Annotated in this window: 23 protein-coding genes; 13 read left to right on the top strand and 10 right to left on the bottom strand. The window is 66.2% G+C overall.

The window, feature by feature from the left end:
* Positions 1 to 21: 21 nt before the first annotated feature.
* The 6 genes from infC (at position 22) to ihfA (ending at position 5,221) form a co-directional block, all read left to right on the top strand.
* A complete protein-coding gene (gene infC, locus HOP52_RS04520; RefSeq protein ID WP_309674564.1) occupies positions 22 to 561 on the top strand; it encodes a translation initiation factor IF-3 in 540 nt (179 codons plus the stop codon).
* Between the two features lie 87 nt (positions 562 to 648).
* Positions 649 to 843: a 50S ribosomal protein L35 gene (gene rpmI, locus HOP52_RS04525; RefSeq protein WP_238976078.1), complete on the top strand. Its 195-nt coding sequence runs from the start codon at positions 649 to 651 to the stop codon at positions 841 to 843.
* A 37-nt stretch (positions 844 to 880) separates the two neighbouring features.
* Positions 881 to 1,234, top strand: coding sequence for a 50S ribosomal protein L20 (gene rplT / locus HOP52_RS04530; RefSeq protein WP_013332273.1), 354 nt, complete (start codon positions 881 to 883; stop codon positions 1,232 to 1,234).
* Positions 1,235 to 1,420: 186 nt separating this feature from the next.
* Positions 1,421 to 2,440, top strand: coding sequence for a phenylalanine--tRNA ligase subunit alpha (gene pheS, locus HOP52_RS04535; protein WP_238976079.1), 1,020 nt, complete (start codon positions 1,421 to 1,423; stop codon positions 2,438 to 2,440).
* Positions 2,441 to 2,483: 43 nt separating this feature from the next.
* Positions 2,484 to 4,865 (top strand): phenylalanine--tRNA ligase subunit beta, encoded by a 2,382-nt coding sequence (pheT, locus tag HOP52_RS04540; RefSeq protein ID WP_238976080.1) that lies wholly within the window; start codon positions 2,484 to 2,486, stop codon positions 4,863 to 4,865.
* Positions 4,862 to 5,221: an integration host factor subunit alpha gene (ihfA, locus tag HOP52_RS04545; protein WP_275298076.1), complete on the top strand. Its 360-nt coding sequence runs from the start codon at positions 4,862 to 4,864 to the stop codon at positions 5,219 to 5,221. The genes pheT and ihfA overlap by 4 nt, the downstream gene beginning before the upstream one ends.
* Positions 5,222 to 5,319: 98 nt before the next feature.
* Here the strand turns inward: ihfA and HOP52_RS04550 are convergent, their stop codons facing one another.
* The gene (locus tag HOP52_RS04550) at positions 5,320 to 5,529 is read right to left on the bottom strand and encodes a DUF2788 domain-containing protein (protein WP_238976082.1); all 210 of its coding nucleotides are present in this window, start codon (positions 5,527 to 5,529) and stop codon (positions 5,320 to 5,322) included.
* Between the two features lie 140 nt (positions 5,530 to 5,669).
* On the opposite strand from HOP52_RS04550, the gene HOP52_RS04555 reads away from it, so the two are divergent.
* Entirely contained in the window at positions 5,670 to 6,134 is a 465-nt protein-coding gene (locus HOP52_RS04555) for a flavodoxin domain-containing protein (protein WP_238976083.1), read from the top strand.
* A 2-nt stretch (positions 6,135 to 6,136) separates the two neighbouring features.
* On the top strand, positions 6,137 to 6,499 hold the full coding sequence (locus HOP52_RS04560) for a hypothetical protein (RefSeq protein ID WP_309674535.1): 363 nt from the start codon (positions 6,137 to 6,139) through the stop codon (positions 6,497 to 6,499).
* 117 nt (positions 6,500 to 6,616) lie between these two features.
* Here the strand turns inward: HOP52_RS04560 and ppnN are convergent, their stop codons facing one another.
* Complete coding sequence (ppnN, locus tag HOP52_RS04565) at positions 6,617 to 8,005, bottom strand: nucleotide 5'-monophosphate nucleosidase PpnN (RefSeq protein WP_238976085.1); 1,389 nt, start codon at positions 8,003 to 8,005, stop codon at positions 6,617 to 6,619.
* Between the two features lie 153 nt (positions 8,006 to 8,158).
* Here ppnN and HOP52_RS04570 point away from each other — a divergent pair, with 153 nt between their 5' ends.
* On the top strand, positions 8,159 to 9,073 hold the full coding sequence (locus HOP52_RS04570; protein WP_238976086.1) for a LysR family transcriptional regulator: 915 nt from the start codon (positions 8,159 to 8,161) through the stop codon (positions 9,071 to 9,073).
* A gap of 85 nt (positions 9,074 to 9,158) precedes the next feature.
* Here the strand turns inward: HOP52_RS04570 and gcvP are convergent, their stop codons facing one another.
* Both gcvP and gcvH read right to left on the bottom strand, forming a co-directional pair.
* Positions 9,159 to 12,053, bottom strand: coding sequence for an aminomethyl-transferring glycine dehydrogenase (gene gcvP / locus HOP52_RS04575; protein WP_238976087.1), 2,895 nt, complete (start codon positions 12,051 to 12,053; stop codon positions 9,159 to 9,161).
* Between the two features lie 74 nt (positions 12,054 to 12,127).
* Complete coding sequence (gene gcvH / locus HOP52_RS04580; RefSeq protein ID WP_238976088.1) at positions 12,128 to 12,520, bottom strand: glycine cleavage system protein GcvH; 393 nt, start codon at positions 12,518 to 12,520, stop codon at positions 12,128 to 12,130.
* A gap of 637 nt (positions 12,521 to 13,157) precedes the next feature.
* Here gcvH and HOP52_RS04585 point away from each other — a divergent pair.
* Together HOP52_RS04585 and gcvT are read left to right on the top strand one after the other, a co-directional pair.
* Positions 13,158 to 14,564, top strand: a complete 1,407-nt coding sequence (locus tag HOP52_RS04585; protein ID WP_238976089.1) for an alanine/glycine:cation symporter family protein — start codon at positions 13,158 to 13,160, stop codon at positions 14,562 to 14,564.
* Between the two features lie 118 nt (positions 14,565 to 14,682).
* The gene (gene gcvT / locus HOP52_RS04590) at positions 14,683 to 15,795 is read left to right on the top strand and encodes a glycine cleavage system aminomethyltransferase GcvT (protein WP_238976090.1); all 1,113 of its coding nucleotides are present in this window, start codon (positions 14,683 to 14,685) and stop codon (positions 15,793 to 15,795) included.
* 176 nt (positions 15,796 to 15,971) lie between these two features.
* On the opposite strand, the gene HOP52_RS04595 is transcribed toward gcvT, so the two are convergent.
* From HOP52_RS04595 to HOP52_RS04610, 4 genes are all read right to left on the bottom strand, one after another.
* Positions 15,972 to 16,580 (bottom strand): alpha-ketoglutarate-dependent dioxygenase AlkB family protein, encoded by a 609-nt coding sequence (locus HOP52_RS04595; RefSeq protein WP_238976091.1) that lies wholly within the window; start codon positions 16,578 to 16,580, stop codon positions 15,972 to 15,974.
* Between the two features lie 11 nt (positions 16,581 to 16,591).
* Complete coding sequence (locus HOP52_RS04600) at positions 16,592 to 17,554, bottom strand: LysM peptidoglycan-binding domain-containing protein (RefSeq protein ID WP_238976092.1); 963 nt, start codon at positions 17,552 to 17,554, stop codon at positions 16,592 to 16,594.
* Positions 17,503 to 18,372 carry an acyltransferase gene (locus HOP52_RS04605; RefSeq protein WP_238976093.1) on the bottom strand — a complete coding sequence of 290 codons (870 nt, stop codon included), beginning with the start codon at positions 18,370 to 18,372 and terminating at the stop codon, positions 17,503 to 17,505. Before HOP52_RS04605 ends, HOP52_RS04600 begins: the two co-directional genes overlap by 52 nt.
* A 103-nt stretch (positions 18,373 to 18,475) precedes the next feature.
* Positions 18,476 to 19,384: a LysR family transcriptional regulator gene (locus HOP52_RS04610; RefSeq protein ID WP_238976369.1), complete on the bottom strand. Its 909-nt coding sequence runs from the start codon at positions 19,382 to 19,384 to the stop codon at positions 18,476 to 18,478.
* A gap of 132 nt (positions 19,385 to 19,516) precedes the next feature.
* Between HOP52_RS04610 and HOP52_RS04615 the strand changes: the two genes are divergently transcribed.
* Both HOP52_RS04615 and HOP52_RS04620 read left to right on the top strand, forming a co-directional pair.
* Positions 19,517 to 20,218, top strand: coding sequence for a CoA transferase subunit A (locus HOP52_RS04615; RefSeq protein ID WP_238976094.1), 702 nt, complete (start codon positions 19,517 to 19,519; stop codon positions 20,216 to 20,218).
* A gap of 72 nt (positions 20,219 to 20,290) precedes the next feature.
* On the top strand, positions 20,291 to 20,956 hold the full coding sequence (locus tag HOP52_RS04620) for a CoA transferase subunit B (RefSeq protein ID WP_238976095.1): 666 nt from the start codon (positions 20,291 to 20,293) through the stop codon (positions 20,954 to 20,956).
* Between the two features lie 178 nt (positions 20,957 to 21,134).
* Here the strand turns inward: HOP52_RS04620 and HOP52_RS04625 are convergent, their stop codons facing one another.
* Both HOP52_RS04625 and HOP52_RS04630 read right to left on the bottom strand, forming a co-directional pair.
* Entirely contained in the window at positions 21,135 to 21,902 is a 768-nt protein-coding gene (locus HOP52_RS04625; RefSeq protein WP_238976096.1) for a VOC family protein, read from the bottom strand.
* A 134-nt stretch (positions 21,903 to 22,036) separates the two neighbouring features.
* Positions 22,037 to 22,312: a GrxA family glutaredoxin gene (locus tag HOP52_RS04630; protein ID WP_238976097.1), complete on the bottom strand. Its 276-nt coding sequence runs from the start codon at positions 22,310 to 22,312 to the stop codon at positions 22,037 to 22,039.
* Between the last annotated feature and the right edge of the window lie 20 nt (positions 22,313 to 22,332).

A 22,332-nucleotide genomic window follows, 5' to 3' on the forward strand; every position in this document is an offset into this window, starting at 1 on the left:
GGCTAAAGTGGAGACGGAACCATCAAGCGAAGCAACCCAAGAGGGCGCGTCCAGGATAAGCGCCCCCCGATGAACGAGCGCATTACCGAGGATCAGGTTCGCCTGATCGACAGCGACGGCGAGCAGCTGGGCATCGTGCCCACCAGTGAAGCGCTGGAGCGCGCCGAAGCGGCCGGAATGGATCTCGTACAGATTTCCAATGCCGATCCGATCGTCTGCAAGATCATGGATTACGGCAAATTCGTCTTCGAGCAGAAGAAGCAGAAAGCGGCTCAGAAGAAGAAGACGAAGCAGATTCAGGTCAAGGAAGTCAAATTCCGGCCTGGCACCGACGAGGGCGACTATCAGGTCAAGCTTAAGAACCTGACGCGCTTCCTCGAAGGTGGCGACAAGGGCAAGGTCACGCTGCGGTTTCGCGGCCGTGAAATGGCGCACCAGGACATCGGCCGCAAGCTGATGGAGCGGATCGCCGCGGATCTCGAGGAGATCGGGACCGTGGAGTCCTTCCCCAAAATGGAAGGGCGCCAGATGATCATGATCATTGCCCCCAAGAAGAAGTGATCCGAAGGCCCGTTCAACGGGTGGCTGGCGACATCGCTGGCCATCGGCCCCGGATTTTCTGAAAAAACCTCGAGCGGAGTATTTCTCATGCCGAAAATCAAGACCAACAGCGGCGCTGCCAAGCGCTTCAAGAAGACAGGCAACGGCTTCAAGCACAAGCAGTCCTTTCGTAGCCACATCCTGACCAAGAAGTCCACCAAGCGTAAGCGTCACCTGCGCGGTATGAAGCAGATCCACGACGCCGACAAGGCCCTGGTGCAGCGCATGCTGCCCAACCTCTAAGCCGCTGGTCGACCAACTTTAACGTCAGGAGAATGCCATGACTCGTGTCAAGCGTGGTGTCGTCGCTCGTCGTCGTCACAAGAAGATTCTGAAGCAGGCCAAGGGCTACTACGGTGCGCGTTCGCGCGTCTTTCGCGTGGCCAAGCAGGCCGTCATCAAGGCCGGCCAGTACGCCTATCGCGACCGTCGCCAGCGCAAGCGCCAGTTCCGCGCGCTGTGGATCCAGCGGATCAACGCCGGCGCTCGTCAGCACGGCCTGTCCTACAGCCGCTTCGTCGGTGGCCTCAAGAAGGCCGGGATCGAGATCGACCGCAAGGTGCTGGCCGACCTGGCCGTGAACGAGAAGGCCGCTTTTGCCGCCATCGTCGAGAAGGCCAAGGCTGCCCAGTAAGTGACATCGACCGATGGTGACGGGCCGGCGCGGTTGGCCGGTCCGCTCAGTCGCCATCCTGTCGCAGGGGAAGAGCAGCCGCTCTTCCCCTGTTTTTTTGTCCGAGGCTATCTTGGCCCAGAAGTAGCGCGGTGACCGCCATGACAGGTGCTCGCCGGCAAGATCAACGATTTCGGAGCTCAACGGATGGACCACCTTCCCACACTGGTTGCCGAGGCCCGACAGGCCATCCAGGCCGCCGACAGCATGCCGGCACTCGATGAGCTGCGGGTCCGCTATCTCGGCAAGAAGGGCGAGATCACCGCTCTGTTGAAGGGGCTCGGCAAGCTGCCGGCCAAGGAGCGCCCCGCCGCAGGAGAGCGCATCAACCAGGCCAAGCAGGCCCTGGCCGAGGAGCTGGAGGCGCGGCGCCAGTCGCTTTCCAGGGCGGCCCTGGAGGCTCGACTGGCCGCCGAGCGCATCGACGTGACCCTGCCCGGCCGGGGCCAGCCCAGCGGTGGGCTGCACCCGGTGACCCTCACCCTGGAGCGCATCGAGGGGCTATTTACCCGCATCGGCTACGACGTGGCGGTGGGGCCGGAGATCGAGGACGACTACCACAACTTCGAGGCGCTCAACATCCCCGCTCACCACCCGGCGCGGGGCATGGCCGACACCTTCTACTTCGATGCCACCCGGCTGCTGCGCACCCACACCTCGCCGGTGCAGGTACGTACCATGAAGGAGCAGGCGCCGCCGATCCGCATCGTCTGCCCCGGGCGCGTCTATCGCAGCGACTCGGATCTGACCCACACCCCCATGTTCCATCAGGTCGAGGGGCTGCTGGTGGACGAGGACGTCAGCTTCGCCGACCTCAAGGGCACCATCGAGGACTTCCTGCACGCCTTCTTCGAGCGTGCCGATCTCTCGGTGCGCTTTCGCCCCTCCTACTTTCCCTTCACCGAGCCCTCCGCCGAGGTGGATATCCAGTGCGTGATGTGCAGCGGCGAGGGTTGCCGGGTCTGCTCCCACAGCGGCTGGCTGGAGGTGATGGGCTGCGGCATGGTGCACCCGGAGGTGTTCCGCCACTCGGGCATCGACGCCGAGCGCTACACCGGCTTCGCCTTCGGCATGGGGGCCGAGCGTCTGGCCATGCTGCGCTACGGGGTCAACGACCTGCGGCTGTTCTTCGACAATGACCTGCGCTTCTTGCGCCAGTTCGCCTGATCGAGCGGCGTGACATGAACTTCGGCAGAACACAGGAATTGACATGAAATTTTCCGAACAGTGGCTGCGTGACTGGGTCTCGCCGCAGCTGGGGGCCCAGGCGCTGGCCGACCAGATCACCATGGCCGGGCTGGAAGTGGACGCCGTCGAGCCGGTGGCCGCGGCCTTCCAGGGGGTGGTGGTGGCCGAAGTGCTGGAAAAGTGCCAGCACCCCGATGCCGACAAGCTCAGCGTCTGTCGGGTCGAGGACGGTAGCGGCGAGCCGGTGCAGGTGGTGTGCGGCGCGCCCAATGTGGCGGCTGGCCAGAAGGTGGCCTTCGCGCGGGTCGGCGCCGTGCTGCCCGGTGACTTCAAGATCAAGAAGGCCAAGCTGCGCGGCCAGGAGTCCCGCGGCATGATCTGCTCGGCCTCCGAGCTGGGCCTGGAGGAGGAGACCTCCCATGGCATCCTCGAGCTGCCGGCCGCGGCCCCGGTGGGTGAGGACTTCCGTGCCTGGATGGGGCTCGACGACCACACCATCGAGGTGGATCTGACGCCCAACCGCGGCGACTGCCTGAGCCTGAAGGGGCTGGCCCGCGAGGTCGGGGTGCTCAACCGGCTAGGGGTCGAAGGCCCCGAGATCGCCCCGGTGGCGGCGACCCACGAGGAAGCCTTTCCGGTGCGCGTCGAGGCGCCGGCGCAGTGCCCACGCTACATCGGCCGGCTGATCAAGGACGTGGACGTGACCGCCGCCACGCCGCTGTGGATGGTCGAGCGCCTGCGTCGCAGCGGGGTCCGCGCCATCGACCCGGTGGTGGATGTCACCAACTACGTGATGCTCGAGCTCGGTCAGCCGCTGCACGCCTTCGACCGGGCCAACCTCCACGAGGCGGTGGTGGTTCGCCTGGCGCGCGACGGCGAGCGGCTGGTGCTGCTCGACGGCCAGGAGATCGCCCTGCGCGGCGACACCCTGGTGATCGCCGACGAGCGCGGCCCGCTGGCGATCGCCGGGGTGATGGGCGGCGAGCACTCCGGGGTGAGTCCGCAAACCCGCGACATCTTTCTCGAGTCGGCCTTCTTTACACAGCTGGCGGTGGCCGGTCAGGCGCGCACCTACGGCCTGCATACCGATGCCTCGCACCGCTTCGAGCGCGGCGTCGACCCCCAGCTGACCCGCGAGGCGGTGGAGCGGGCCACGGCGCTGCTGCTCTCGATCACCGGCGGCGAGCCGGGGCCGCTGGTGGAGGCGGCGAGCGAGGCGCATCTGCCTGAGCCGCGGCGGGTGACCCTGCGCGCGGCGCGCCTGGAGCAGGCGCTGAGCAAGGCGCTGCCCGCCGAGGAGGTGACCGACATCCTCCAGCGGCTGGGCATGCGGGTCAGCGCCGAGGCGGAGGCCTGGCAGGCACAAGTGCCGAGCTGGCGCTTCGATATCGCCATCGAGGAGGACCTGATCGAGGAGGTGGCGCGCATCCACGGCTACAACCGCCTGCCGGTGCGACGCCCGGCGGCGCGTCTGGCGCTGCGCCCCGATCACGAGGCGCGCACGCCGCTCTCGCGGCTGCGCCGTCAGCTGGTGGCGCGGGGCTACCAGGAGGCCGTGACTTACAGCTTCGTGGCCCCGGAACTCCAGCAGGCGCTACTCCCCGACGCCGTTTCACCGCGGCTGGCCAACCCGATCTCCAGCGATCTGTCGGTGATGCGGGCGAGCCTCTTCCCCGGCCTGGTGCGTGCCCTTGAGCACAACCTCAACCGCCAGCAGAACCGGGTGCGGCTGTTCGAGACCGGGCTGATCTTTCGCGGCGATCTGGACGATCTCCAGCAGATTCCCATGCTGGGGGGCCTGGTGTGCGGCAGTCGTGAGCCCGAGGGGTGGAGCGGCGACAAGCGGCCGGTCGACTTCTTCGACCTCAAAGGCGATCTGGAGAGCCTGATTGCCATGGGCGGCGAGCCCGAGGCCTGGCGCTTCGAACCCGGTGAGCACCCGGCGCTGCATCCGGGGCAGAGCGCGCGGGTTCTCTATCGCAGCGAGCAGGTGGGCTGGATCGGCGCCCTGCATCCAGGAGTCCGGGCGTCCCTGGGACTCAAGGCGGAGGCGCTGCTCTTCGAGGTTCGCCAGGATGCCCTGCTGCGCGGTCGCCTGCCGGCCTTCACGCCGCTGTCGCGCTATCCGGAAGTGCGTCGCGACCTGGCGTTTCTGGTCGACGAGCAGCAGCCGGTCCAGGCGCTGCTGGACTGCGTGCATGCGCAGGCCGGTCAGTGGCTCGAGGCATTGCGGCTGTTCGATGTCTATCAGGGCAAGGGCGTGCCCGAAGGGCACAAGAGCGTGGCCCTGGGCTTGACCTGGCAGCATCCTTCGCGCACGCTGAATGACGAGGAAATCAATCAGTTGGTCGATGCCATCGTCGCCGAATCGCGTCAGCACCTGGGTGCCGAGCTGCGCGGCTGAAGCCGGAGAGAACCGGCGGCGGGCGGGACCGCCACCATGAAGGAGTAGACATGGGCGCGTTGACCAAGGCGGAGTTGGCCGAGCACCTTCACGCCGAGCTGGGCTTGACCAAGCGGGAAGCCAAAGCGATGGTGGAAGCCTTCTTCGAGGAGATAAGGGCCTGTTTGCGCGAGAACGAGCAGGTGAAGCTGTCCGGTTTCGGCAACTTCGACCTGCGCGACAAGCGCGAGCGGCCGGGCCGCAATCCCAAGACCGGCGAGGAGATTCCGATCTCCGCGCGTCGCGTGGTGACCTTCCGGCCCGGCCAGAAGCTGAAGAGCCAGGTCGAGGCCTACGAGGGGCCGCCGCCGCGCTGAGCGCACTGCGCCGGGCATGTGAGAGGCACCGGCGCGTCGCGGCGAGTGGGCAGGCAAGGCCGCGAGCAGGGCCTTGCCTGCCGCTCAAGGCGGCGGCGCTAGACGCCGCCGCCGCGTTCGATCAGCCAGGTGATGACCACCTTGAACACATAGCCCAGGACGCCCGCACCGAGCACCACGAACAGCATCAGGGTGCCGAAGGTACCGGCACGGGACTTGCGCGCCAGGTCCCAGATGATAAAGCCCATGAACAGGATCAGGCCGCCGATCATGATCGGGGTGATCCAGGCTTCGAAGGTTTCTTGCATGTCGCCTCCACCGGATAAAGTCCGAGTATTATACTCGGACTCTATCCGCGCTGCATGCAGGCACTCGGGCGGGGCGGCCACCGACCGGCCTTTCAGGGCTGTGTAACCATTCGACTGAAACACTCAGGTATACCCACGACATGCCAATGCTGAAAATCTACGTTGGAACCATGTACGGCGGCGCCCTCGATGTCGCCGAGCAGGTCGCGCCGCTGTTCGAATCGGCTGGCTACGAGGTGGCGATCCTCGAGCAGCCCAGCTTGGACGACCTGGTCGAGGCCTTGCCGGATTTGGCGCTGTTTTGCGTCTCCACCACCGGCAGCGGTGACTTTCCGGGCAACTTCGTGCCCCTGGTCCGCGGCCTGGACGAGCAGAGCCCGGCACTTGTCGGCCTGCGCTATGGCCTGATTGCCCTGGGCGACAGCTCCTACGGAGAGACCTTCTGCGGGGCCGGAAGGCGGCTTGATGAGATGCTGCAGTCGCTCGGGGCCAGCCGCCTGGGCGAGCGCCTGGAGGTCGATGCCATGGAGACCTTCATGGCCGATGACGCCGCGCTGCCCTGGGTGGAGGAGTGGATCGAGGCCCAGCGGCTGAAGGTGGCCTGATGATGGCGACGCCGACGGCCGAGCGGCTCAGCGTCATGCTGGGGCTGGTGGTGCTGATGCTGGCCAACGTCCCGCGCTACCTGGCGACCGGACACGACACCCAACTGACGCTGATCCTGATGGCGGCGGCGGCAGTGGCGGCGGTGTCGGTGGCCCACTGGCGCATGCTGGAGGCGGCCGAGCGGACCCGCCTGCCTGCCCTGTTCAAGCGCTTCGGCCTCTGCCTGGTGGCGGGCGGGGTGCTGATGGGCGCCTGGCATGCGCTGTTCACCGACTGGATCAGCTGGCAGCTGCTGCTCGCCCACGGGGCTACCCTGGGGCTGCTGCTGCACGCCGTCTGGCTGTGGGTGCGCATGGCCGACTGACGCTGTCTGGCGGCGGGGCGTCGCTCCGCCCCGCGCCAGCGACTACACGCCAACTAATGGGCCCCGACGGACGCTATCCGTCGGGGCCCTGTCGTAGGGGCTAGGTGGTAAGGGCTGCTACCCCAGCCGGTAGCAGGGCTCGTACGCCTTGCCGGGCAGCTTCATTCGGCCCTGGGCCACGAAGGAGCCGAGCAGGTCGTCGAGGCGGGTCATTAGCTCGGGTTCGGCGTGCAGGGTGAAGGGACCCTGGGCGGCGATGGCGCGGATGCCCTGCTCCTTGACATTGCCGGCCACGATGCCGGAGAAGGCGCGGCGCAGGTTGGCGGCCAGCTCGTGGATGGGCTGCTGGCGGTGCAGGGCCAGACCGGCCATGCTGGCATGGGTTGGATCGAAAGGCGCCTGGAAGTCCCGGGCAATGGTCAGGCGCCAGTTGAAGTGGAAGGCGTCCTGCTGCTCGCGGCGGTAGTGGGTGACCGCATCGACGCCCTTGCGCATGGTGCGGGCCACCTCGACGGGGTCGTCGACGATGATCCGGTACTTGGAGCGGGCGCTGTCGCCCAGCGTATAGGCCAGGAACTCGTCGATGCGCCGGAAGTAGTCGGCGGCACTGGCCGGCCCGGTGAAGATGAGTGGCATCTCCATGTCGGCGTTGTCGGGGTGGAGCAGGATACCCAACAGGTAAAGAATTTCCTCGGCAGTTCCCACGCCGCCGGGAAAGACGATAATGCCGTGGCCGAGGCGCACGAAGGCTTCGAGGCGTTTCTCGATGTCGGGCATCACCACCAGTTCGTTGACCAGCGGGTTGGGGGCTTCGGCGGCGATGATGCCGGGTTCGGAAACCCCGAGGTAGCGCCCCTCGCTGCGGCGCTGCTTGGCGTGGGCGACGTTGGCGCCCTTCATCGGGCCCTTCATGGCGCCGGGGCCGCAGCCGGTGCAGATGTCGAGGTCGCGCAGTCCCAGGTGGTAGCCCACGTCCTTGGTGTATTCGTACTCTTCGCGCGTGATGGAGTGCCCGCCCCAGCACACCACCATGCTGGGGTCGCGGCCGGGCTTGAGGGTGCCGGCCTTGCGCAGGATATGGAATACCGCGTTGGTGGTGCCTTCGCCGGTGGAGAGGTCGAAGCGCTTGTGGGTCTGAATCTCGTTGTAGACATAGACGATGTCGCGCAGCACCGAGGAGAGGTGCTCGCGGATGCCGCGGATCATCTTGCCGTCGACGAAGGCCTCGGCGGGCGCATGGCTCAGCTTGAGACGGATGCCCCGGTCCTGTTGCAGCACCTCGATGTCGAAGTCCTTGTAGGCCTCCATCAGCTCGATGCTGTCGTCGGTCATGCTGCCGGTGCTCAGTACCGCCAGGGCGCAGCGGCGCAGGATATCGTGCAGGCCGCTCTTGGACGTATCGCGCAGGCGATTCACCTCGTGCTGGGAGAGCACCTCGAGGCTGCGCAGCGGCGAGACGGTGCTGGAGAGGGTCTGTGGCGACATGGGAACGGCGGAATCGGGCATGAAGGAAACGTCCGTGTCGGAGGTTGTCGGCGTAACGCGATGGGTACTGCTGTGATGCTAACATGCCGGCGGGAAGGGCGCAGCGCTGCGTCAGCGGGGCGGGGCTGCTAGAATGGCGGGACCCGGTCCTCCCCGATGCCGCAAGCGATGCTCATGTTCAACGCCCTCTATTTTCGTACCTTCATCACCCTCGTCGAGACCGGCAGCTTCACTCGCACCGCCCAGCGTCTGGAGATGACTCAGCCCGGGGTCAGTCAGCATGTGCGCAAGCTGGAACAGTACCTTGGCAAGTCGCTGCTGGATCGCCGGGGCCGGCGCTTTTCCCTGACCGAGGCGGGTCGTCGCGCCTATGACTACGGGCTGCGCCTGTTTGCCGAGCACGAGCAGTTCCGCCACTCCCTGGACGATGAGGCGCTGGATACCGGTGAGTGCCGGATCGCCTCGCCGGGCAGCGTGGGGCTGATGTTCTACCCCTATATCCTGGGTCAGCAGCAGATGTATCCCGGGCTTACGGTGAGCTACAACTTCGCCTTCAGCCAGGAAATCGTCGCCGATGTGCTGGCCGGGCGTCATGACCTGGGAATCATCACCGAGCCCGTGCGCCATGCGGAGCTGGACTGCACCCTGTGGCACCAGGAGCCGCTATGCCTGGTGGTGCCGGCGGACTTTGCCGGGACCAGCCTAGCCGAGCTGATGGGCATCGGCTTCATCAACTACTCCGACGGCGTCAATCATGCCGGCGCCCTGCTGCGCAGCAACTACCCCGGGGAGTTTCGCTCCATGAGTCAGTTTCGACGCCAGGGCTTCACCAACGAGGTGGCCATGGTGCTGGATGCGGTGGCGCGGGGCCTGGGCTTCACCGTGGTCTCACGGCTGGTACTGGAGACCTCCCCCTGGCAGCGCCAGGTCAAGGAGCTCGATCTGGCGGTCGCCGAGCATGAGGCGCTGCACCTGGTGACCCGCTCCGGGACCCGGGTGCCGCGTCGCTATGCGCGACTGCTGGACGGATTTCGCGATCAGCGCCTGCGCGAGCGCTTTGGTCACGCAGAGGCGGTCACACCGCTCTAACCTCCAGCAGCGGGCCCTTACGCAGCGGCCCCGCCGGATGGCGGGGCCGCTGTGTCTTGCCGGGTAGGCAGTCGCCGTCTGCCGCTCAGTCGCGATACTCGTCGATGCTCGGGCAGGAGCAGATCAGCTGCCGGTCGCCGTGCACGTTGTCGACCCGGTTCACCGCCGGCCAGTACTTCGCCGCCTTCACCGCCTCGGAGGGGAAGGCGCCGAGCTCGCGGGAGTAGGGGCGCTCCCAGTCCGGGTCCATCAGGTCGGCCATGGTGTGGGGGGCATGCACCAGCGGGTTGTCGTCGGCCGGCCATTCCCCGGCTTCGACCCGGGCGATCTCCTTGCGGATACTGATCATGGCGTCGCAGAAGCGGTCGATCTCGTAGCGCGACTCCGACTCGGTGGGCTCCACCATCAGGGTGCCAGGCACCGGGAAGGACATGGTCGGGGCGTGGAAGCCGTAGTCCATCAGGCGCTTGGCGATATCCTCCTCGCTGATGCCGGAGGCGGCCTTGAGCGGGCGGATGTCGATGATGCACTCGTGGGCCACGCTGCCGTTCTCGCCCTTGTAGAGCACCGGGTAGTGCGCTTCCAGCCGCCGGGCCACATAGTTGGCGTTGAGGATGGCAAGCTCGGTGGCCTGGCGCAGGCCGCGCTCCCCCATCATCTTGATGTAGGCCCAGGAGATCGGCAGGATCGAGGCGGAGCCGTAGGCCGCCGACGAGACCGCGCCGCAGTCGGCGTTGACGCCACTTATCGGTGTCACCACGTGGTTGGAGACGAAGGGCGCCAGGTGCGCCTTGACGCCGATCGGCCCCATGCCCGGGCCGCCGCCGCCGTGGGGAATGCAGAAGGTCTTGTGCAGGTTGAGGTGGCTGACATCGCCGCCGAAGTCGCCCGGGCGGGCCAGGCCGACCTGGGCATTCATGTTGGCGCCGTCGATATACACCTGCCCGCCGTGGCGGTGGACGATCTCGCACACCTCGCGCACGTTGGTCTCGAAGACCCCGTGGGTGGAGGGGTAGGTGATCATGATCGCCGAGAGGCTGTCGCTGTGGCGTTCGGCCTTGGCGCGCAGGTCATCGATGTCGATGTTGCCCTCGCTGTCACACTCCACCACCACTACCTTCATGTGAGCCATGGCCGCGGAGGCGGGGTTGGTGCCGTGGGCGGAGCTGGGGATCAGGCAGATATCGCGATGCCCCTGGCCCTGGGCGGCCTGGTAGCGGCGGATGGCCACCAGGCCGGCGTATTCGCCCTGGGCCCCGGAGTTGGGCTGCATGGAGATGTGCTCATAGCCGGTGATTTCCACCAGGAAGGCCGCCAGCTCGTCGATCATCTGCTTGTAGCCCACCGCCTGGTTCTGGGGGGCGAAGGGGTGAATCTGCGCGAACTCCGGCCAGGTAATGGGGATCATCTCGCTGGTGGCGTTGAGCTTCATGGTGCAGGAGCCCAGCGGGATCATCGCGTGGGTCAGCGACAGGTCCTTGTTCTCGAGGCGCTTGAGATAGCGCAGCATCTCGGTCTCGCTGCGGTAGCGCTGGAAGGTCGGATGCTGCAGGAAGGGGGAGCGGCGGCGGCAGGCGGTGGGAATGCCGCTCTTGCCCTCGGCCGCTACCGTCTCGTCCAGGGCGGTCACCGACAGGCCGTGCTCCTCGCCGAGTAGCACGTCGAACAGCACGTCGAGATCGTGGGCCGTGGTGGTCTCGTCGAGGCTGACGCCGATATCGCCACCCTCGAAGTAGCGCAGGTTGATCTCATGGGTCATGGCGCGACCGTGGATCTTGCCGGCATCCACGCCGGTCAGCCGCAGGGTGTCGAACCAGCTGTCATGGGCCAGCGCTATGCCCTTGCGAGCCAAGCCCTCGGCGAGAATGGTGGTCAGCCGGTGGATGCGCGAGGCGATGGTGGTGAGGCCCTCGGCGCCGTGATAGACCGCGTAGAAGCCGGCGATATTGGCCAGCAGCGCCTGGGCGGTGCAGATGTTGGAGGTGGCCTTCTCGCGACGAATATGCTGCTCGCGGGTCTGCATGGCCATGCGCAGGGCGGTGTTGCCCCGGCTGTCCTTCGACACGCCGATGATGCGCCCCGGAATCGAGCGCTTGAGCTTGTCGGTGGTGGCGAAGAAGGCGGCATGGGGGCCGCCGAAACCCATGGGCACACCGAAGCGCTGGGTGTTGCCAACCACGATATCGGCACCCAGGGCGCCGGGCTCGGTGAGCAGCACCAGGCTCATGAGGTCGGCGGCCACGCAGGTCATGATGCCCTTGTCACGCGCGGCGTCGAGCAGCGGGGCCAGGTCGCGAACACAGCCGCTCTGGCCGGGATACTGCAGCAGGGCGCCGAAGACATCCTGGGCGGCGAGATCGTCGGCGGGACCGACGATCAGCTCGAAGCCGAAGTAGTGGGCGCGGGTACGCACCACGTCCAGGGTCTGGGGCAGCACGTCGTCGGCGACGAAGAAGGCGTTGCTCTTGACCTTCTTGTTGGCACGCTGACACAGCGCCATGGCCTCGGCGGCGGCGGTGGCTTCATCCAGCAGCGAGGCGTTGGCCAGTGTCATGCCGGTCAGGTCCATGACCATCTGCTGGAAATTGAGCAGGCCCTCCAGGCGCCCCTGGGCGATTTCCGGCTGGTAGGGGGTGTAGGCGGTGTACCAGCCGGGGTTCTCCAGCACGTTGCGCTGGATGACCGCCGGCACGTGGGTGTTGTGGTAGCCCTGACCGATATAGGTCTTGAAGACCTTGTTCTGCCTGGCCAGGCGCTTCAGGTAGTCGAGTGCCTCGGCCTCGCCCTTCGGCGGGTCCAGATCGAGTTCGCGGCCAAGGCGGATGTCCGCAGGAACGGTGCGCTCGATCAGCGTATCGAGGCTGTCCAGCTCCAGGGTTGCCAGCATGGCGGCAACATCATCGGCTCCGGGGCCGTTGTGGCGTCGGATGAAGGCGTCGTGGTCGGCCAGTTGGGCCAGGCGGCGATTGTCGAGAACCATGAGGCACCCTGTGCAGTGGCGGGTTGGAATCGAAAGGGGGGGAAGGCCCCGGCGCCAGGGCCGGGGGCCGGGGATCAGTCGTCGGCGTCGGCCACGGCGCGGTAGCCATCGGCGTCGAGCAGCTCGTCGAGGCTGGCGGTATCGGCCACTCGTACCTTCATGATCCAGCCGTCCTCGTAGGGCGCTTCGTTGACGGTCTCCGGAGCATCTTCCAGGGCTTCATTGACCTCGATGATCTCCCCGGCCAGAGGGGCGTAGAGATCCGAGGCGGCCTTGACGGATTCGATTACGCCGAACTCATCGCCCTTTTCCAGGCTACGTCCCACTTCGGGCAGTTCGACGAAGACCACGTCGCCCAGGGCCTGCTGGGCGTGATCGCTGATGCCGATGGTGACGGTGCCGTCGCCGTTGTCCAGCACCCATTCGTGACTGTCGTTGTAGCGCAGGTTGGCAGGAATCGTGCTCATGATGATTTCCTATACGAAAAAGGTTTTCTGACCGGGGTGATGCTAACGCTATTGGCGGCATTTGGCGAGCCTGGGTGTATCACTCAGGGCAAGATGCCGCTGCCTGGCGCCTTTTCAGGGTGGCCTGCTTGGCGACTGTCGTCCAGTCGTCCAGTCGTCCAGCGTAAGGAGCCGTGCCGGCTGGCCGAGCCCGTGCCGGCAGGAGGAGTTCGACAGGCTTTGCGCCCCTCACTAGGCTAAAGGGCGTGCCGGGCGCTTCGGTGGGTGCGTGGGCGTTGCCGGGCGTGGCCTCGAGTGAATGGCGGCGTTGCGTTTGTTTCCGATACGAAACATTTGGCATGCTATCGTCCTGCCGCCAACGGTGTGTCATCAAGAGCCTGTCACCAAGGGCATAGGCAGTGGGTGCGCCATGCGAGAGTGGTCTGGAGGTTGGCCTAGCAACTGGCCAGGCGATAGGCGACCTTTTGCCGGGGTGGCACATGAATGGTGATTTCCGCTATGGTACGCCGGTTCGCCATGGTGATAGTTCCTGGATGTCGCCTCACGGCATGTCGAAGACTCATTGCGGGCCGTCTGTCGTCGGTCAGCGTCATCGGCGGGCATAACAAGAATTGCAGACAACTTGAGGGAGGCGCTCGTGGAAACCTTGACATCGATCTTTACCGCCATCAACAGCGTGGTGTGGGGCCCGTTGATGCTCATCCTGCTGCTCGGGGTGGGGCTCTACCTGCAGTTGGGCCTGAAGTTGATGCCGATCCGCAAGCTCGGCACCGGCTTCAAGCTGATGTGGCAGGGGCGCGACGCCAAACCGGCGCCGGGTGTGAAGAAGACCAAGGAAGAAGAGGGGGAAATCTCGCCCTTCAATGCCCTGATGACGGCGCTTTCTGCCACCATCGGTACCGGCAATATCGCCGGTGTGGCCACGGCCATCGCCCTGGGTGGCCCCGGTGCGGTGTTCTGGATGTGGATCACCGCCCTGGTGGGCATGGCCACCAAGTTCGCCGAGGCGGTGCTGGCCGTTCGCTACCGTGAAACCGACAGCACCGGCTATCACATCGGTGGGCCGATGTTCTATATCAAGAATGGCCTGGGCAAGAAGTGGCTGTGGCTGGGGGGCGCCTTCGCCTTCTTCGGTGCCGTGGCGGCCTTCGGCATCGGCAATACCGTGCAGTCCAACTCGGTGGCCGATGCCCTGGACTCCACCTTCAATATCCCGCACTGGCTCACCGGCGTGGTGATCATGGTGCTGGCTGGGGCGGTGATCCTCGGCGGGATCAAGCGTATCGCCAAGGTGGCCGGCAAGCTGGTGCCGGTCATGGGGATCGCCTATATCATCGCGGGGCTGCTGGTGCTGATCGTCAATGCCGGTCAGATCGGTGAGGCGTTCAGCATGATCTTCTACTACGCCTTCAATCCCCATGCGGCCGTCGGCGGTTTCGCCGGGGCGGCGGTGATGGCGGCGATTCGTTTCGGCGTGGCCCGTGGCATCTTCTCCAACGAAGCGGGTCTGGGCAGCGCGCCCATTGCCCACGCGGCGGCCAAGACCAAGAATCCGGTGCGCCAGGGCATGATCGCCATGCTGGGTACCTTCATCGATACCATTATCGTCTGCACCATCACCGCCCTGGTGATCCTGACCTCGACGGTGTGGATCGAGGGTGAGGCCGGGGCATCGCTGACGGCGCTCTCCTTCGATGCGGCCCTGCCCGGCTTCGGCAACCAGATCGTGTCGGTGGCGCTGGCCATCTTTGCCTTCACCACCATTCTCGGCTGGTCCTTCTACGGCGAGAAGTGCTTCCAGTTCCTGTTCGGTACCCGTTCGATCATGCTCTACCGGGTGCTGTTCGTGGCGGCCATTCCGCTGGGCGCCATCGCCAACCTGGGCTTCATCTGGCTGATGGCCGATACCTTCAATGCGATGATGGCGATTCCCAACCTGATCGCCCTGGCGCTGCTGTCGCCGGTCGTGTTCAAGCTCACCAAGGACTACTTCGACGGCAAGGAAGTGCTGCCGGGCGAGGACCTCGACCACAGCCAGAGCTGATCGCCGGACTCGACCACCAGGGGTGCCCCGCGGGACACCCCGCTGCGTTGGGTCTTTCCTTGCGGCAGTCGCCGCGACCGGTGCGGGCCTGAACGCAACATCAGATGAGGAAAACGACATGAGCGATCTCAAGCACACGCCGCTGCATGCCCTGCACGGCGAACTGGGGGCCAGGATGGTGCCCTTCGCCGGCTATGAGATGCCGGTCCAGTACCCGCTCGGCGTCAAGAAAGAGCACGAGCATACCCGAACGGCCTGCGGCCTCTTCGATGTCTCGCACATGGGGCAGATTCTGCTGCACGGCCCGCGCCCGGCGCAGGCGCTGGAAACCCTGGTGCCGGCCGATATCGTCGGCCTGCCCGTGGGCATGCAGCGCTACGCGCTATTCACCGCTCAGGAGGGCGGCATCCTCGATGACCTGATGGTGGCCAATGTCGGCGAGTCTCTGCATCTGGTGGTCAACGCGGCGTGCAAGGATCAGGACGTGGCGCTGCTGGAGACCGGGCTGGATAGCGAGCACCGCATCGAGGTGCTCGACCGCGGCCTGCTGGCCTTGCAGGGCCCCCAGGCCGCGGCGGTCATGCAGCGCCTCTGCCCGGCGGCCTGCGAGATGGTCTTCATGCAGCACGGTCGCTTCGAGATCGAGGGCATCGAGGTGTGGGTGAGCCGCAGCGGCTATACCGGCGAGGATGGCTTCGAGATCTCGGTGCCGGCCGAACGGACCGACGCCCTGGCCCGTCGGCTGCTGGCAGAAGCGGAGGTCGAGGCAATCGGCCTGGGCGCACGCGATTCGCTGCGCCTGGAGGCCGGTCTCTGCCTCTATGGTCACGATATCGACACCGAGACTACGCCGGTCGAGGCGGGGTTGATCTGGGCCATCGGCAAGCCGCGCCGGCGCGGCGGCGAGCGGGCGGGCGGCTTCCCCGGCGCGGACCTGATCCTGCATCAGGTCGAGGTCAAGGATCATCGCCGCAAGCGCGTGGGTCTGCTCGGCGAGGGGCGGGCGCCGGTTCGTGAAGGCAGCGAGCTGTTCGATGCCGATGGGCACCGGATCGGTACGGTGACCTCGGGTGGGTTCGGGCCCAGCGTCGGCAAGCCGGTGGCCATGGGCTACCTGGACATCGAACAGGCGGAAATCGGTGCCACCGTCTATGCCGAGGTGCGTGGCAAGCGGCTGCCGATGACCGTGAGCAAGATGCCGTTTGTTATTCCGGGCTACTATCGCGGTTGAGGAGGCACTGATTTACTGCTGCGCTCGATATCCTGGCCGCCGGCGGTGCTCGCTCTCCTCATGTAGCGGGCTACACTCCGGGAGCTGCGCTCCGGCGGCGACCAGCCTATCATCGCTCGCGACGTAAATCAGCGCCTCCTCATGTTATGGTTTGGGGACGAGAAGAGCACCCCAAGTCAGGGGAGAGGATGCACCTGGCGAAAGGTCAGGCTGATACGCAGCCCCAGGCGTCGCCGCGGCAGCAGGGCGTGCTGCAGCTGGCGCTGCACGCCGGGGCCCATCAGCAGCAGGCTGTCGTGGGGCAGCCAGACGTTGAACGCCTCCCGCGAGCGATCCTTCCAACGAAAACGCAGCGGCCGCTCGGCCCCCAGGCTGAGCGCCGCGATCAGCGGGTCGGGGCCGAGCTCCGCCTCGTCGTCGCTGTGCCAGCCCATACGCTCCTCGCCGTCGGCGTAGCGATTGAGCAGCACGCTGTTGAAGTCGGCGCTAATGCCGCTAGCCGCCAGGCGCGCGATCACGGCCTCGCGGATGCTCGCGACCGCGGGATGCCAGGGCTCGGGGCTGAACTGCCGGCCGGAGTAGCGGTAGTCGGCATCGCTATCCCCCATCCATACCTGGCGGCGAGGGGTCGGGTGCTCGCGCCCGTAGAGGCGCAGGCGTGGCTGCTGCCAGTCGAGTTCGGTCTCCAGGCGAGCCAGCACCTGGGTGGCCGCCGGCTCACCGAGCAGCTCGGGGAAGCGGCGCAGCGGTGGCGATGTGACAATCAGGGTGTCGGGATTCGACATCGCATCTAGCCTTAGCGCAGCACGCGCCGGGGGTCGATGGGCTTGCCGCCCTGGCGAATATCGAACAGCAGGTCGTGGCGCTCGGTGGCGTTGCTCAAACCCACCTCACACAGCGGTGTGCCCCGGCTGACCCTGGCGCCGTCCTCCACCAGCAGCGAGTCGCACAGCGCATAAACGCTCTGCAGGTTGCCGCTGTGATGAACGATCACCACCCGGCCGAGTTGGCGCATGCTACCGGCGAAGCGGACATCGCCGTCGGCGACGGCCTTGGCCTTCGCGCCGTTGCCGGTGGCCAGCAGCATGGGCTGCAGGGTGCCGCGGCTGTCGGCGCCGAAGGAGCGCACCACCCGGTAGTCGTCCAGCGGCCAGGGCCAGTTGCCCGCCGAGGCGGGCAGCGCACCGTTGCTGCCAGAGGCCGATGATGTCGGCGAGGCGCGCGACGACCCGCTGGCCGCGCTTCGGCGAGCCCCGCCGCTGCTCGGAGAGGGGCGACTCGCCGTGGCCGATGCAGCGGCGCCACTGCCGCGCAGCGGCACCTGGATCACCTGCCCGACCCTGAGCTGAGTGGGCTGGGTGCCGGGGTTGGCGGACTGAATGCGCGATGCCGTGGTGTTGAAGCGCCGGGCGATGCCGGAGTAGGTGTCGCCGGGACGCACCTGGTAGCGATAGGGGCCGCCGGAAGGCGCACGCTCCTGGTGAGTCGGGACCAGCAGGCGTTGGCCCACCGCCAGGCGGCGGGGATCGACGCCGGGGTTGAAGCGCTCCAGGCGGGCCAGGGGCACGTCGGCCCTGGCGGCGAGGGCGCCCAGGGTATCGCCGCGCTGCACGGTGATCCAGTGGCCGGCGATGCCGGGATCGCCGCTGCGTTGCACCTCGCCACCCGACGAGGCGCAGGCGGCCAGGATCAGCAGCATCAGCAGGCTCAGTGCGAGTCGAGCGCCGCGTCCTTTTCCTGCCACAGGGCGTTGAGCCATGAGTGGAAGCGTTCCTTGTAGTCCGGGTCGTCGTGATAGTCGCCTTCCAGCATCCAGTCGGGGACCGGCAGACGCCGCGCCTCGAGCGTGACGGCCCCCTCGCGGCCACACAGGAAGTCCCAGAAACTGGGCGAGGGGTTCTCGTAGCTCAGGGTAACGTCGATGATACCGCTCAGCCGGTCCCCCAGCAGCTTGATGACCTGGGCGATGCCGCCGGCTCTGGGGCTCAACAGGTGGCGATACGGAGAGCCCTGGGCGCGATGCTTGGCCGGCGTGAAGCGGGTGCCCTCGACGAAGTTGTAGATGGCGATGGGCCGCTCGCGGGCGTGGCGGCACATGCGCTCCGTCGCTTCCCGGTCACGGCGTGCCAGCTTGGGATGGCGTTCACGCTGTTCACGGCTCAGGCGGCGCAGCATGGGGAACTCCATGGCCCAGAATGCCAGGCCGACGATCGGCACCCAGATCAGCTGGCGCTTGACGAAGAAGTGCGGCATGGGGATGCGCCGATGCAGGGCGAAAAACAGCATGAAGATGTCGGTCCAGCTGCGGTGGTTGGAGAGCACCAGCCACCACTGGTTCCGGGACAGCCCCTCGGGGAGGCGAATATCCAGACGCGGCTTGAGCCAGTGACGCATCCACCACAGGTTGGTGCCGATCCAGTTGAGGGCTACGGCGTTGAGGCCCCTGAGCACCAGCCGACGCAGCCGGCGTCCGGGGGTGATCAGCTTGACCAGTGTCAGGGCGATGAGGGGGATGCCCCAGCCCAGGGTGGTGATAATCAGCAGCAGGATGCTGACGATCCCCTTGAGGGTCGACATGCCGCTCTCCTTAGACGACAAGTGGTAATGGTAACCGCGCCAGTCGATCATGCTAATGGATCGCGGTGAGACTGCCCAGCGCTTCCCCTGCGCATGCCGCTTCTCAGGGGGAGGCGGTGGGGCTCGGCTCGGCCGCCAGGGTGCTTTGCAGCACCTCGTGCAGCGCGCGGGCGGCCACCGAGAGCTCCTGTCCGGCACCGATGACGACCCCCACGGTGCGGCGGATCTGCGGATCGTGCAGCGGCAGGCAGCGGGCCCCCAGCTCCCGCATCTGGTCGCGGCACAGGGCCGGTACCGCGCTGACGCCCAGACCACTGGCCACCATATGGCCGACCGTGGCCAGCTGATGGCTTTCGAAAGCCACCGGCAGCTCGGTGTGGTGGCGGCCCAGCGCCTGTTCGAGCAGGATACGCACCATCGAGGGACGCTGCAGGGTGATGAAGTCGTAGGTCAACAGCGCCTGCCAGTGCACCTCGCTTTCCTGGGCGAGCGGCGAATCCGGGGGCACCACCGCCACGAAGGTGTCCTCGAAGAGCGGAATGAAGTCGATGCCCTCGCAGGTTTCCGGCTCGAAGGCGATGCCGAGCTCCACCTGCTGGCGGCGCACCATGTCGATGACCTGCTCGTTGATCACGTCGTGCACTGTCACGTTGACCCGTGGAAAGCGCTCACGAAAGACGCGCAGGGCAGGGGGCAGGCGATTGCAGGCGAAAGAGGGCATGGCGGCCACGGCGACCCTGCCCAGTTGCAGGGTGAAACGCTGGCGCAACAGCTCCTCGGCGTTGTCCCAGTCGGCCAGCAGGCGCTTGGCCAGCGGCAGCAGGGTTTCGCCCTCGGGGGTCAGGCGCACGCTGCGGGTGCTGCGAATCAGCAGGGGACCGCCTAGACTCTCCTCCAGACCCTTGATGGCGAGGCTCAGCGCCGGCTGGGAGAGGTGCAGCCGTTCACAGGCCTGAGTGAAACTCAGGGTCTGGGAGACGGCGAGGAAGGCGCGCAGCTGCTTGGCGGTCATGCTCATGGGAGGGTCATTTATTTGCCAATCCGATTAATTGATAAAAAAAACAAACTTAACAAATATATTGGCCGGGTCAACACTGACCGAGTATCGTCATTCATCCATCCCACAACAAAACGAGGCTTTGCGATGGCCGGATTCGACAAGCGCGTCTACTCCTACGAAGAGGCAATGGCAGGCATCGAGAGCGGCATGACCGTGATCGCCGGGGGCTTCGGGCTGTGCGGTATCCCCGAGAACCTGATTGCCGAGATCAAGCGCCGTGGCGTCACCGATCTGACCGTGATCTCCAACAACTGTGGCGTCGACGGGTTCGGCCTGGGCGTGCTGCTGGAAGATCGCCAGATCTGCAAGATCTACGCCTCCTACGTCGGCGAGAATGCCCTGTTCGAGAAGCAGATGCTCAACGACGAGATCGAGGTCGTGCTCACCCCCCAGGGCACCCTGGCCGAGAAGATGCGCGCCGGCGGCGCCGGTATCCCGGCCTTCTATACCGCCACCGGCTATGGCACGCCCATCGGTGAGGGTAAGGAGGTGCGTGAATTCAACGGCCGCCACTACATTCTCGAAGAGGCCATGACCGGCGATTTTGCCATCGTCAAGGGCTGGAAGGCCGACCGCTACGGCAACGTGGTGTATCGCCACACCGCGCAGAATTTCAACCCCATGGCGGCCACCGCCGGCAAGATCACCGTGGTCGAGGTCGAAGAGATCGTCGAGCCGGGGGAGTTGGAACCCAGCCAGATCCATACTCCGGGTATCTACGTGGACCGCATCATCCAGGGCTCCTTCGAGAAGCGCATCGAGAAGCGTACCGTGCGCGAGGGCTAAGCGCACGGCACGGTTTCCTGACGGCCGGCCTTCGATGCCGGCGCTTCTCAACCGAACACAAGAGGCAACAAGATGGCACTGACTCGCGAACAGATGGCACAGCGCGTGGCGCGTGAACTCCAGGACGGCTTCTACGTGAACCTGGGTATCGGCATCCCCACCCTAGTGGCCAACTACATACCCGAGGGCATCGACGTCATGCTGCAGTCCGAGAACGGCCTGCTGGGCATGGGGCGCTTCCCCACCGAAGACGAAGTCGACCCGGACATGATCAACGCCGGCAAGCAGACGGTGACCGCGCGTCCCGGGGCGGCGATCTTCTCCTCGGCGGAATCCTTCGCCATGATCCGCGGCGGCCACGTCGACCTGACGGTGCTCGGCGCCTTCGAGGTGGACCAGCACGGCAACATCGCCTCCTGGATGGTTCCCGGCAAGCTGATCAAGGGCATGGGCGGCGCCATGGACCTGGTGGCCGGCGCCGAGAACATCATCTGCACCATGACCCACGCGTCCAAGCACGGTGAATCCAAGCTGCTCGAGCAGTGCACCCTGCCGCTGACCGGCGCGGGCTGCATCAACCGGGTGCTTACCGATCTGGCCTACCTCGAGATCGAGAACGGCGCCTTCATCCTCAAGGAGCGGGCGCCGGGGGTGTCGGTCGAGGAGATCGTCGAGAAGACCGCTGGCAAGCTGGTCGTGCCCGAGCATGTGCCGGAAATGACCTTCGATCCCGCCTGATCGCGGTCAGGCAAGTCAACGACGAGGCCCGGGCGTCCAGCGCCCGGGCCTCGTCGTATCTCACTGATGAAAATCTGACCAACTTATGTGCTTACCCGCTGCCCTCTCGGCAGGGACGATTTACCCCGCCGCCTTGCACAGTGTTATCCACAGATTCTGTGGATAACCCCCATGGCCGTCAGGCGATCTCGCAGCGCGTGTGGTGGGGCAGCAGCAGTTCGACCGCCCGCTCGTGGTCATGGCTCAGACACTTCTGGACCAGCGCCAGTCCGCCCAGGTCGATGCGATGCTCATCGCCGTGGGCGAAGGCCAAGCGGCGGGAACAGGTCGGGTAAAAGCTGTAGTCGAGCAGCGGCGAGATCGGAAAGATGCCGTGATGACGGTCCGGGTTGCCGCGCAGGCCGGCCTGGGCCAGCCCGGCGTCCAGGGTGGCCAGGTCGTGGCCGAGACGTTCACAGTCGAAGCCGGCATGGTGCATGCTCGGGCCCATGACCGCCAGCCAGCCGGCCAGGGGGTGGTCGTCGCACAGCGCCCGGTAGGTCGCCCAGTCGGGCATCGGCCAGGGACGGCCGCGACACAGCAGGTTCTGGCCGCGCCGGTCCTGGGGGTGGGTCTGTGACACCAGTCGGGTGAGCCGTTCGCGGGGATGGCGAGAGAGGGTGCCCAGCTGCAGTTCGGCCAGCACCAGCCAGGCGCCATCGTCCGGCGGCATCAGCAGGGTGACCAGCAGGCCCCGGTCGGCCATGGCATAGTGATGCATGGGGCGATAGCCGAGGTGGCTCAGGGTCGGGACCAGCTCGGCGGCCGAGAAGGGACTCTGGTTGAGGGTCAGCAGCGCCAGGTACTCCGCCGGGGCATCCGTGGGCCACAGGCGCAGGGCCCCCACATCCGGGTGCTGGTGGATGTAGTCGAGCCACAGCTGCTGGACAAACTCTTCCCGTTGCATCGTCCCTATCCCTCTGTCCTGATGCCCCTATCATAACGACGTTAGTATAGGTGCTGGCGAAGCAGAGCTTTCAACGCGGGGACGACGCTTGAAGGGCGCGGGAGCCGCCCGCAGGCGGTCCGGTGCAGGGCGGGTCAGCCGGTGGTGGCGGGGGCCAGCAGGGCTTGGTCGCGGACGTACTGATCGAACTCGGTGAAACCGCCCACATGGGACTGATCGACGAAGATCTGCGGTACCGTCGTGACCGGCTTGCCGATGGTCTTCTCCATATCGGCCTTGGTGATGCCCTCAGCCTGGATGTCCACGTAGCGGTGCCCCTGAATGGCCCCGGCACTTTCCAGCCGCTCGGCCAGCGCCTGGGCGCGGACGCAGAAGGGGCAGCCGGGGCGCCCGAAAATCACGACGAACATGGCGTTACTCCTAGCAAAAA

This window comes from Billgrantia campisalis, assembly GCF_022341425.1.
GTDB lineage: Bacteria > Pseudomonadota > Gammaproteobacteria > Pseudomonadales > Halomonadaceae > Halomonas > Halomonas campisalis.

What these genes read in the sequence shown, in the direction of transcription:
- HOP52_RS04615 (WP_238976094.1), top strand. Translation starts at nt 19,517, where the DNA reads ATGGCCGGATTCGACAAGCGCGTCTACTCCTACGAAGAGGCAATGGCA.
- HOP52_RS04625 (WP_238976096.1), bottom strand. Translation starts at nt 21,902, where the DNA reads ATGCAACGGGAAGAGTTTGTCCAGCAGCTGTGGCTCGACTACATCCAC.
- pheT (WP_238976080.1), top strand. Translation starts at nt 2,484, where the DNA reads ATGAAATTTTCCGAACAGTGGCTGCGTGACTGGGTCTCGCCGCAGCTG.
- pheS (WP_238976079.1), top strand. Translation starts at nt 1,421, where the DNA reads ATGGACCACCTTCCCACACTGGTTGCCGAGGCCCGACAGGCCATCCAG.
- HOP52_RS04555 (WP_238976083.1), top strand. Translation starts at nt 5,670, where the DNA reads ATGCCAATGCTGAAAATCTACGTTGGAACCATGTACGGCGGCGCCCTC.
- HOP52_RS04610 (WP_238976369.1), bottom strand. Translation starts at nt 19,384, where the DNA reads ATGACCGCCAAGCAGCTGCGCGCCTTCCTCGCCGTCTCCCAGACCCTG.
- gcvP (WP_238976087.1), bottom strand. Translation starts at nt 12,053, where the DNA reads ATGGTTCTCGACAATCGCCGCCTGGCCCAACTGGCCGACCACGACGCC.
- rpmI (WP_238976078.1), top strand. Translation starts at nt 649, where the DNA reads ATGCCGAAAATCAAGACCAACAGCGGCGCTGCCAAGCGCTTCAAGAAG.
- HOP52_RS04600 (WP_238976092.1), bottom strand. Translation starts at nt 17,554, where the DNA reads ATGGCTCAACGCCCTGTGGCAGGAAAAGGACGCGGCGCTCGACTCGCA.
- HOP52_RS04620 (WP_238976095.1), top strand. Translation starts at nt 20,291, where the DNA reads ATGGCACTGACTCGCGAACAGATGGCACAGCGCGTGGCGCGTGAACTC.
- rplT (WP_013332273.1), top strand. Translation starts at nt 881, where the DNA reads ATGACTCGTGTCAAGCGTGGTGTCGTCGCTCGTCGTCGTCACAAGAAG.
- gcvT (WP_238976090.1), top strand. Translation starts at nt 14,683, where the DNA reads ATGAGCGATCTCAAGCACACGCCGCTGCATGCCCTGCACGGCGAACTG.
- HOP52_RS04605 (WP_238976093.1), bottom strand. Translation starts at nt 18,372, where the DNA reads ATGTCGACCCTCAAGGGGATCGTCAGCATCCTGCTGCTGATTATCACC.
- HOP52_RS04560 (WP_309674535.1), top strand. Translation starts at nt 6,137, where the DNA reads ATGGCGACGCCGACGGCCGAGCGGCTCAGCGTCATGCTGGGGCTGGTG.
- HOP52_RS04570 (WP_238976086.1), top strand. Translation starts at nt 8,159, where the DNA reads ATGTTCAACGCCCTCTATTTTCGTACCTTCATCACCCTCGTCGAGACC.
- HOP52_RS04550 (WP_238976082.1), bottom strand. Translation starts at nt 5,529, where the DNA reads ATGCAAGAAACCTTCGAAGCCTGGATCACCCCGATCATGATCGGCGGC.
- HOP52_RS04630 (WP_238976097.1), bottom strand. Translation starts at nt 22,312, where the DNA reads ATGTTCGTCGTGATTTTCGGGCGCCCCGGCTGCCCCTTCTGCGTCCGC.
- ppnN (WP_238976085.1), bottom strand. Translation starts at nt 8,005, where the DNA reads ATGCCCGATTCCGCCGTTCCCATGTCGCCACAGACCCTCTCCAGCACC.
- HOP52_RS04595 (WP_238976091.1), bottom strand. Translation starts at nt 16,580, where the DNA reads ATGTCGAATCCCGACACCCTGATTGTCACATCGCCACCGCTGCGCCGC.
- gcvH (WP_238976088.1), bottom strand. Translation starts at nt 12,520, where the DNA reads ATGAGCACGATTCCTGCCAACCTGCGCTACAACGACAGTCACGAATGG.